At 42.2% G+C, this 10,083-nt stretch carries 7 protein-coding genes; 5 read left to right on the plus strand and 2 right to left on the minus strand.

Annotated features, from left to right (window positions below):
- The first annotated feature begins 47 nt into the window (after positions 1–47).
- Positions 48–1,052 carry a tRNA dihydrouridine synthase DusB gene (gene dusB / locus AB5706_RS14105; protein WP_330602931.1) on the plus strand — a complete coding sequence of 335 codons (1,005 nt, stop codon included), beginning with the start codon at positions 48–50 and terminating at the stop codon, positions 1,050–1,052.
- 176 nt (positions 1,053–1,228) lie between these two features.
- Positions 1,229–2,593, plus strand: a complete 1,365-nt coding sequence (locus tag AB5706_RS14110) for a M20/M25/M40 family metallo-hydrolase (protein WP_173717400.1) — start codon at positions 1,229–1,231, stop codon at positions 2,591–2,593.
- Positions 2,594–2,665: 72 nt separating this feature from the next.
- Here AB5706_RS14110 and AB5706_RS14115 read toward each other — a convergent pair whose 3' ends face one another.
- The gene (locus AB5706_RS14115; protein ID WP_118583966.1) at positions 2,666–3,907 is read right to left on the minus strand and encodes a lipopolysaccharide biosynthesis protein; all 1,242 of its coding nucleotides are present in this window, start codon (positions 3,905–3,907) and stop codon (positions 2,666–2,668) included.
- 34 nt (positions 3,908–3,941) lie between these two features.
- Entirely contained in the window at positions 3,942–5,027 is a 1,086-nt protein-coding gene (locus AB5706_RS14120) for a polysaccharide pyruvyl transferase family protein (protein WP_148463328.1), read from the minus strand.
- A gap of 181 nt (positions 5,028–5,208) precedes the next feature.
- Between AB5706_RS14120 and AB5706_RS14125 the strand changes: the two genes are divergently transcribed.
- The 3 genes from AB5706_RS14125 to AB5706_RS14135 all read left to right on the plus strand — a co-directional run.
- The gene (locus tag AB5706_RS14125; protein WP_118583972.1) at positions 5,209–5,445 is read left to right on the plus strand and encodes a purine biosynthesis protein PurH; all 237 of its coding nucleotides are present in this window, start codon (positions 5,209–5,211) and stop codon (positions 5,443–5,445) included.
- A 263-nt stretch (positions 5,446–5,708) separates the two neighbouring features.
- On the plus strand, positions 5,709–6,914 hold the full coding sequence (locus tag AB5706_RS14130) for an AfsR/SARP family transcriptional regulator (protein ID WP_173717401.1): 1,206 nt from the start codon (positions 5,709–5,711) through the stop codon (positions 6,912–6,914).
- Positions 6,915–7,168: 254 nt separating this feature from the next.
- The coding region (locus tag AB5706_RS14135; protein ID WP_368366140.1) for a Spy0128 family protein at positions 7,169–10,083 on the plus strand (2,915 nt) is incomplete at its 3' end.

Here is a 10,083-nt window from a genome sequence, read left to right on the forward strand (position 1 = left end):
AAAGGATTGAATAGTTACACATCAAATATGAAAGTAATTAAGGTGATATGAGTAGTAATTTAGATTCTAAGTTGAGATATGAGCTTCCAAAGGAGATGAAGTGGAAAATCGGAACTGTGGAGATCCCTAACCGGTTCGTCCTGGCACCAATGGCGGGCGTTACCGACCTGGCTTTTCGCAGGCTTTGCAAGGAGCAGGGCGCTGGGCTTCTCTGCATGGAGATGATCAGTGCCAAGGCTATTTCCTATAAGAACAAAAATACCAGGGCGCTGATGGAAATCGACCCGGTGGAGCATCCTATTTCCATGCAGCTCTTTGGAAGTGAGCCAGAGCTGATGACGGAGGTGGCGAAGGAAATCGAGGAGGAGCCTTTTGACATTCTGGATATCAATATGGGATGCCCAGTGCCGAAGGTGGTAAATAACGGTGAAGGTTCAGCTCTTTTGAAAAATCCGGATCTGATTGTGAAGATTGTGAAAAGCATTTCTTCTGCCATTCAGAAGCCATTGACAGTGAAAGTTCGTATCGGTTTTGAGAATGAGCCGGTGGATATTGTGGAGATTGCAAAGCGCGTGGAGGATGCCGGGGCAGCAGCTATTGCAGTTCATGGACGGACACGGCAGCAGTATTATTCCGGGATAGCAGACTGGGAGACCATTGCCAAGGTTAAAGAAGCAGTTTCCATTCCGGTGATTGGAAATGGGGATGTGGATTCGCCGAAAAAGGCGGAGAAACTTTTTCGGCAGACCGGATGTGATGCGGTGATGATCGGGCGTGCTGTGGAAGGAAATCCATGGATATTTCGGGAGATGAATCACTATTTTGCAACAGGGGAAGAGCTGGCAAGACCTTCTCTGGCAGAGGTGAAAGCGATGATTCTGAAGCATGCACGGGCTCAGATTGAAATGAAGGGTGAATTCATCGGGATCCGGGAGATGCGCAAGCATGTAGCATGGTATACAGCAGGGATGCCCCACAGTGCAGGGCTTCGCAGGGAGTCCAATAATATTGAGAGTTATGCGGATCTGGAGAAGCTGCTGGAGAGATTATAATTATGTTCAGTGGATCCGATTCTGCAAAAAATCATTTCAAATGTAGTGTTGACCAGATGAGTGGAAAACCGCTGTATGGTGATAAAAAGATAATAATCAGACGTATGAGAGTCAGGAGGTTTGGGCTGGGAAGGCTGGAACTTGCTGACTTTTTCTATAGTTGAAAGGGAAAGATTATGGATAAATTACTGAGATATAACGGTGTGCAGGAAGCACTAAAATTTCTGCGCGAAGATGATGAAAGAACTTTGCAGGAGCACCTGGAAATGTGCCAGATTCCTGCGCCTTCCTATGAAGAAGGGGAGAAAGCGGAATATGTCCGAAAGAAGATGGTGGATGCCGGTCTTTCAGAGGTGCACGTTGATGAGGTGGGAAATGTGCTGGGAACCTGGAAAGGGACTGGGAATGGACCGCGAATTATGGTTGCGGGACATACAGACACTGTTTTCCCAAGGGAGACAGACCTTACTTTGAAGAAAGAAGGCGAACGCTACAGCTGTCCGGGAATCGGAGACGATACCAGGGCGGTAGCGGAGCTTCTCAGTCTTGCAAGAGCAATGAATGCTACAGGCATTCGCGGCGAGGGAGATATTGTGTTCTGTGCAAATGTGTGCGAAGAGGGACTTGGTGATCTGAGGGGAATTAAGCATGTATTTAAGGATATGGCAGACACAGAAGGGCGCTACGACGGTTTCGTTTCCATTGATGATAAAAAAACCTCTGGAATCATTTACCAGGCAGTAGGCAGCGAGCGCTATCTGGTAACTTTCCACGGAACCGGCGGACACAGCTTCACCGGCTTCGGAATTCCCAACCCGATTCACGCAATGGGAAGGGCGATTGCGAAAATCAGCGATTTCCAGACACCAAAGAATCCGAAAACTACTTTCAGTGTAGGCGTAGTAAACGGCGGCACGTCTGTAAATGTAATCGCGGCAGAGTGTTCTATGCTGGTGGATCTGCGCTCTGTGGATGCAGGGGAACTTGAGAAATTATCCGCAAAACTCCACCAGGCAATAGAAGAAGCCGTGAATGAGGAAAACGCCCGCTGGGGATATGGAACTTTAAGTTCTGAGAGTACAGGAATCCTTGACGACAATAATATGACAGCGAAAAGCAGTGTGGGAGATACAGCTGGCGCAGTGCCAGTGAATGCTGATAATGGAGACAGGGAAACCTCAGCAGAAGATGACCGCATTACAGTCACCTTCGAACAAAAGGGCAGGCGCCCTGCTGGTACCCAGGAAAAATCCTGCCAGATTGTCCAGGCTGCAAATGCTGCAAATCAGGCCATTGGCATGGAAACCCTGTACATCGGTGCCGCCAGCACAGACGCCAACATCCCCATCAGTCTTGGAATCCCTGCCATCACCGTGGGCTGGGGAGGAAAAGGCGGTGGAGAGCATACCATCCACGAATGGTACGAACCTGCAGAATCCTGGAAAGGACCACAGCGTGACTTGCTGTTGCTGTTGGCGTTATCGGGCTATGAAAATATACGAGAGTATCAGCTTCCACGCATAAATCCGAAAGGAAAATAAAAAAACATCCCCCGGAAAGAATAGTCCCAATAAACGGACATTTCCCTTCCGGGGGATGTTGTATTAACTGAATTAGTTCTGATGTTTTTTTCGAAGAATTACATAAACCAGAATCAAAGTAAACAGCACAAACAAAATGGAGCAGGACAGTACATAATTCAATGCTGCGCCCATAATTCCCCACTGCTGCACCAGAATCCGGGCAGCTGCGATGGTAATAATTGCGGTTATGGAATAAACTGGAAGCAGGCATTTTCCCCAGCGGATAGCGATAAGGATATTGTAGATCATGTAGACTTCCGCGCTGATTCCTCCGCCGATAAGCAGAACTACGAAATGCAGCTTATATGGGGAAAGATCCACGCCGTAAATAATCTCCAGCAATGTTCGACCGATGAGATGCCCTCCAGCCACAACAGCTACACAGCAGACCAGGATGATGCCAATGATCCGCAGTATGTACAGTGTGAACTTTTTCACATTATTTTCCCACCATAATTCTGCGATGGTGGTGATGGTAGGCTTAAACACGAACTCGCACATCAGCGAAATCACAAAAGAAGGCATAAACAGAATGCTATAGTAAGTCTGATATTCATCTGTCATAACGCCAGCCATTGCGTATTTTGGAATGTTGTAGAGCAGCAGGGAAAGAAAAGTACCGATAAACATAGGGGTACAGGTTCGAAGTAACTCCCACACATGAGACATCTGAAGCTTGCGTCCATCCTCTTCATGACCAACGTATTTTCTGGTCATCTGTGAGTTAATGATAAGACACAGAATAAGGGAGGTTGTAGAAGTAGCAACACAGGTGCAGTACAGGTTCTTAGTGATAATAAGCATAGCGGTGAAAAAAACTGCGGAATACAGATTTCTCGCCGCCAGCATTTTTCCCATCTGCTCAACATGGTACTTTTGCTGAAGATTTCCGTGGAAAACATCCTCCACCGCATCAATCATCTTCATCATAATAATAAAAGTGCTGATGATAATATATTCGCCTTTGAAGCTGAAGGAACTGTAAATAATTCCAAACAGCATCATCAGTGCACAGGTGATAATGCGGGAAACCTTATACTCGGAAAAAATATATTTGTGCTCCAGATCCGTGGCCTGATAGGTGCGGACACCATAGCGTCCCACCTGCAGAAGCAGCTGTGCAGTAGCGTAGCTTAAGGAATAAAACCCTGCCAGCTGTGCGCCACACACACGAGTTACCACCAGGAGATACAAAAAGGAGGAGCCTGAGTAACAGGTACTTCCGATCATATTCCATAAAAAGGCTTTTTTTACATTTTTTTCTTTATTCATTTGCTAAAAATCTCCATTTATTGGTAATCGCTGCTTAATCCTCAGATGTCATCTGGCGCAGCTGTTCCATAGAGTGCTCACGGAAGCGGGCAATCTGCTCATTTGCATAAGTGAAATCAATTTCTTCAGTAAGCTTTTCGTAAGAAACATCATCCATAGTTCTGTCAGTAAGCTTCACCAGATTAAGAAGCTGCTGAACGCGGCGGTTCATGTGGTGACCGTTTACCTTGGCGAAGAATTTGCGGTTAAAAATAAGGGCAAAAACAACACCATGGAAAGAATCAGAAACTACATATTCTGCATTTTTGAAAAGTCCCATCCACTCTGCAGGACCAACTGTGATCTTGCAGTCACATTTCAGAAGTCCGACTAATGGGAAAGGAATGTATACAATACGGTAGCCGGTCTTATTGTGGAGTCGGCGGGCGAAGTCTACGATTTCTTTGTTAATTCCCAGCTGGTAAACCAGAATGTATTTTTCTTTATATTTTGGCTCAACCAGAAGCTTATCCCACTCTTCCGCAGTGAGAAGAAGGGTAGGATCGCAGACCACTTCAGGACGCTTCTCTGTGAGATTCTCTACAATGTCAGCCCCATAGTCTTCACGAACCAGAATTTCATCAAAATCGGAAAGCAGTTCTTTATATTTCTGCTGGTATTCTTCCGGCGGAAGATTTTCACCGATACTTGCAGCATAGCTGCATTTCTTTTTCCCCTCTTTTACAAAATCAAGGAAATAGGTGGTATCAAAATTGGTAAGCTTGTAATCCCAGATCTGGTCGCTTCCAGCAATATAAATATCGTATTTGCCAGCTACCGGCTGCATTTTACCCTGAGTGACAGGCTGGCTGTAGCGCATGTGTCTGCGGAATCTGTTGCATTTGAAACGGCGGGGAATGTAGCAGATATGGCCGATTGTCCCGTAAATATAGTTAAAAAGTCCTTTCTTTTTCAGGTTTACAAGGCGGAAAGGATTGCTGATATAGTCGCAGCGGTAATCAATAATTTCCGGCTGGGTGCCGATTTCCTGCAGCTTTTTCTGAAGCGCGTAGCTCTGTAGGATGGCACCGTAATTGTCGTAGTTATGGAAGGTAATCACACCTACTCGTTTTTTCTGCATAAAGTCCTCCTGGCTAATATAAGGTAGATATAATATAACACATAAACGAGAAAATAAACAGTTTTTGCAGGTGGATTTATCAATTAATTCCAAAGTGTTTATGGAAGTTAAAGTTGAAATTGTTAAGGAGTACGCTATAATAGAGATAATGAAATTTACCTGAGAAAGTGGAGGCGAAAAGATGGCGGGATATTTAATCGCAGAAACTACCCGTGAGGAGCGGGAGAAGATTGTTGCAGAATCCCTTGGAAATATTGAGGCGAACTGCGACGGTTGTATGGCAGGGCTGGCTGAGATGTATCAGGAATACATTGATGGGAAGAAAGAGCTTCGCCAGATCAATATGGAATTTAACGCAAGATACGTAAAAAGCGAGGACATGCCGGTGAGAAGCCGGTGCCCGGAGTCCTTTTGCTAATAGAAATCAAAGAGGGCACCAAACTGAAATATGAATTGAGGCAGTACGAAGTAACAGAATAAAGAAGCAGTAAGAGCAGAAGTTTTCAGTACATGTAACGAAAACTTCTGCCTTTTTTTAACCAAATGTTAATAGTTCTTTTTTTATTCTGGTGTTATTATGTAAAAAAGTCGTATTATAATTAATAAGGAAATAAAAGGCTATTGCTAATTACGTCTGCAATAAATACGTTCTAGAATTATTTTAGTTATGGAGAAAAGTATATGGAAAAAAACGTATTAAAGGTTCGCATGCTTGGAACCTTTTCGTTGGAATATAAGGGAAAAGAACTGGTACTGGATCGAAATAAAGCATCGAAGACTACACAGCTTTTTCAGCTGCTTATGTTTCATACCGAAGACGGCGGAATTTCCAAAGCTGCTATGATAGATGCCCTTTATGGAAGAGTTGAGGTGGAGAATAAGAACGGAAGCCTGAACAACACCATTTTCAGACTTCGTAAACAGCTGAAGGATATTGGACTTCCAGATAGCAAATACATAAATATCCAGTCCGGAATGTGCTGTTGGGACGGAAATATTGAAGTTCAGGTTGATGTAAATGAGTTCCGGAAACTGATAGAGAAAGAAAAAAAGGAGAAACGGGAAGAGGACAAGCTCCATCTCTGGATGCAGGCCTGGAAAATTTATAAAGGTGAATTTCTCCCGGATATGATCGGGGAGCAATGGGTCGCTGTGGAGAATGTCCGGTGCAGAGATGAGTACTTCCGTGTTACAGAGGAGCTGTGCCGCTGGCTGAAGGGGCATGAACGGTATGAAGATCTGCATAAAGTGGCGCACAGAGCCGCCGAAATTTATCCTTTTGACGAGTGGCAGGTCTGGGAAATCGACAGCCTGATCGGAATGTCACGATATAAGGAAGGCCTTGAAGTTTACCAAAACACCGAAAAGCTTTTATTCGATGAAATGGGAGTGGCCCCTTCGGAGAGATTGTTAAAGCGTTTCAAGCTGATGGGAGAACGGACTTCACAGGCAGCAGGTGCCCTTAGCGATATCAAGGAAAGACTTCGGGAAAAAGAGGCTGCAGTAGGAGCATATTTCTGTCCGTTTCCCAGCTTTGTTGACATCTATCATGTATTCAGCCGTATGGTGGAGCGCTCTGGTTTATCCGTGTTTGTTATGCTTTGCACACTGGACTATAAGGCGGATCATGTTTCGGAGGAGAAGGAACGTGAAAAGTCCGAACTTCTCAGACAGGCCATCCAGTCATCCATACGAAAAGGTGATTTTTACACCAGATACAATGTCCGGCAGTATATTGTCATGCTGATCGAAATCAGCCAGGAGAACTGCCCCATCGTTTCCAAACGAATTGCAAAAAAATTCAATAAGCTCTCTGGCGATAAGAAATTCACTCAGGTTGATTTCTATGTGGCATCCATTGGAGAGATGTGTGAAATGGAGGGATAAATTATGGTCTACGATGTGATTTGTGATGAGTATGAACTCATTTGCTCCTGATTTATGGAAAAGACTTGAAAAATGCTAAAAATGCCATAGGAAATCGCTCGTTTTTGCAACTCTTTCGGAAAATGAAAGAGTTGGAGAAAGAGGCAAAGTGATAGAATATATTTAAAAATCATATACTATCTATCATGCAACCGAAAATAATTCCCGATTCGGTTAAAATAAATCTACATATCCAAAGAAAGGAATGAGACATTATGAAAAAGAATGGGTATTTAAGAAGATTTCTGGCACTGTTTCTCGCTCTCGTGATGATCATGGCTGATTCATCTGTGACGACGTTTGCGGCGACGGTGGGAAGGGTGAAGCAGAAGAGTGCGGCCGCGGAAAGCAGCAGTCAGTGCAATGTTCAAATCAATGTTGCAGAAGAACTTGACGTGGAACAATTTTTGAATGATTACAAATATATAATGCTTGGAACGGAGACTCCCGACAAGTGGCCAGGGATTGGGGCAACATCATCAATTGAAAAAATAAGTACAACAGAAAATGTTGTACTGAATGATGTTGCAGAAGGTACAGAGAAGAAAATTTATTTTGTGCAAGGAAAAGAGAGCTGGCAGTGGGGAGCCTATAAAACTACTGGCGATACTTTTCAACAGGGTGAAAATAAATTTAAAATTTCTGTAAGTGAAACTGCAAGTGGTTTGACTGTAAATATAAATAAGGTAGAATTTATTTCTCGCAATGTTCAGATAGTAGCTGATGCAGATCTTGACTTTGCAGCATTTACAAATCAGTATAAGTATGTGATGCTTGGAAAGACCACTTCTTCTGGAGTTGAGGCGGTTTCTACTATTGAACAAATCGATAGCAACACAACAGACGTAGAGTTAAAAGTTGATAAAGATGAAAATGCAGATGATTTAAAACTGTATTTTATAAGGGATACTTATAATTTAAATAGTAATTTGACCAATGATTCAAAATTTAAACAAGGTAATGTAAATTATAAAATAGCAGTAACAACAGATAATAATAATTTCAACGTAAATATCGAAAAAGTGGTATTTCAGCCAGGACCTACAGTTGATTATAAATCCGTTTTAGGAAATTCATTACATTTTGGTATTGTGGCTAATGATTTTACTTGTAATGGAGATCTGGAAGCAAACCTTGCAGTAGGTACTTTGCATGGTTCTGGAAATATGAAGAGTAGTAAAAATTATGGCGGTAATGGAACTACTTTAATTGGTGCATATGTTGATTATGGTTGGTATATTTTTAAGAACTCTGAAGGTGGTCAGGGTGATTTAATCCTTTATACAACACCAGACGCTGCTAACAGATTTGGAAATGATATATGGAGTAAAGGTTTAGTAATTGATACAGAAACATATAGCCAAGAGGAAATTCAGAATATTGTTAGAAGTATGGTTGATGAGTCAAGAATGACTAGTAATAAACTAGCTTCTGATGCTCATACAAAAGGTTTAAAATATTCATCTGTTGCTGATGAAAATGGTGTGATTGATTTAACAACCTCTCCAGCTGGAACTTATTATATTGATTTTGAGATAGGAGAATATGCAAATTCTAATTTAAATCTTAAAATTACTGGAGATCAAAATATTGTATTAAACATACCAGACGAAACAGCCACATTGAAAACTTATCAACTTAATATCGATGGGAAGAATTGTAATATTGGTGGATACGCAAATGGTGGAATTGGTGAAAAGGCTTGCGAAAATATTATCTTCAATTTAAACAATGCAAGTTCTGTTATTTCTGAAACAATACATGGTGTAGTATTAGTACCAAATGGTTCTTTTGAAAATAAAGCTGTAGGTGCAGGTTGGATTGTTGCAGATTCTGTAACAAGTGGCGGTACAGAATGGCATTGTCTTTCAAGAGATATTCCTGTTGTGACTTCTTATGCAATAAAAGCTAAGAAGACTGTAAATGGCAAAGCCCCATCCGGTAACGAAGCAGGAAAATTTACATTTAAGTTGTATAAGATTGATGACAAGGGAAATGAAACGCTTGTTGATACAAAATCCAATGGAGATGGTGGACTCGTTTCATTTGATACATTTGGAAATATTACAGAGGCTGGAACTTATTGGTATAAGATAACAGAAGAGGGAACTGTTGCGGGTTATACTATTGATACAACTGTTTACTATGCAGAAGTTGTGGTAAATGCAACTCCTTCAAATGGAGTAATTATTAGCAAGAATGCAAAAGTTACTTATCATAAAGGGACTAAGACTGGAGATACAGCGACAGTTGCGACCTTTAATAATATTAAAAAAGAAGATGAAACATCTGCAAACATTAAGGTTAAGAAAACATTTACTAATGGTGCAGCAGATAAGAAGTTTAACTTTGTATTAACTCCAATTAACAATGCACCAATGCCAGAAGGTGCTGTAAATGGAAAGAAAACAATTAGTGTTGCTCAAAATGATGGTGTGAAGAATTTTGGAGAAATCAAATATACGACAGCAGGAACTTATAGATATGAGGTTGTTGAAGATTCTTCAGAGCAGGCAGCAGGAATTACATATGATAATCATAGATGGACTGTGACTGTAGCTGTGCCAGCTGACTTTAGTACACCTACAGTAACTTATAGTAGGGAGGATGGTATAACTAGTACTATAGGTGCTGAATTTACAAATAGTGAAGAAAACAAGGAAACGGAAATAACCTTGGAAGGAACCAAGAGCCTGAGCGGAAGAAATCTAAAGGCAGGAGAGTTCAAATTCGAGGTAAAAGACGAAGTCGGAACCGTAGTGGCAACCGGAACGAACGATGCAGCCGGAAAGATCGCATTCAGCAGGATCGGATACAAACTGTCCGACCTGAAGAAAGGGGACGGAAGCTATGCATCTGAGAAGACTTACAGTTATAAGGTAAGTGAGGTAAAGGGAAACGCCGGAGACGGAATCACTTATGATGACAAAGAGTATACTGTAAAGGTAAAAGTAAGCTATGACCAGGCAAGCGGAACGATGAAAGCGGAGTTGGCAGACAAGGACCAGAAACTTGCATTTGCAAACAGCTATGACACCGAGACTGGAATTGACCTGGAAGGAACCAAGAGCCTGAGCGGAAGAACCCTGAAGGATGGCGAGTTTACATTTGAAGTAAAAGACAAGGCCGG

This window comes from Ruminococcus sp. RTP21484sp1_RTP21277st1_D2_RTP21277_210401 (assembly GCF_040924225.1).
In the GTDB taxonomy this organism is placed as follows: domain Bacteria; phylum Bacillota; class Clostridia; order Lachnospirales; family Lachnospiraceae; genus Blautia_A; species Blautia_A faecis.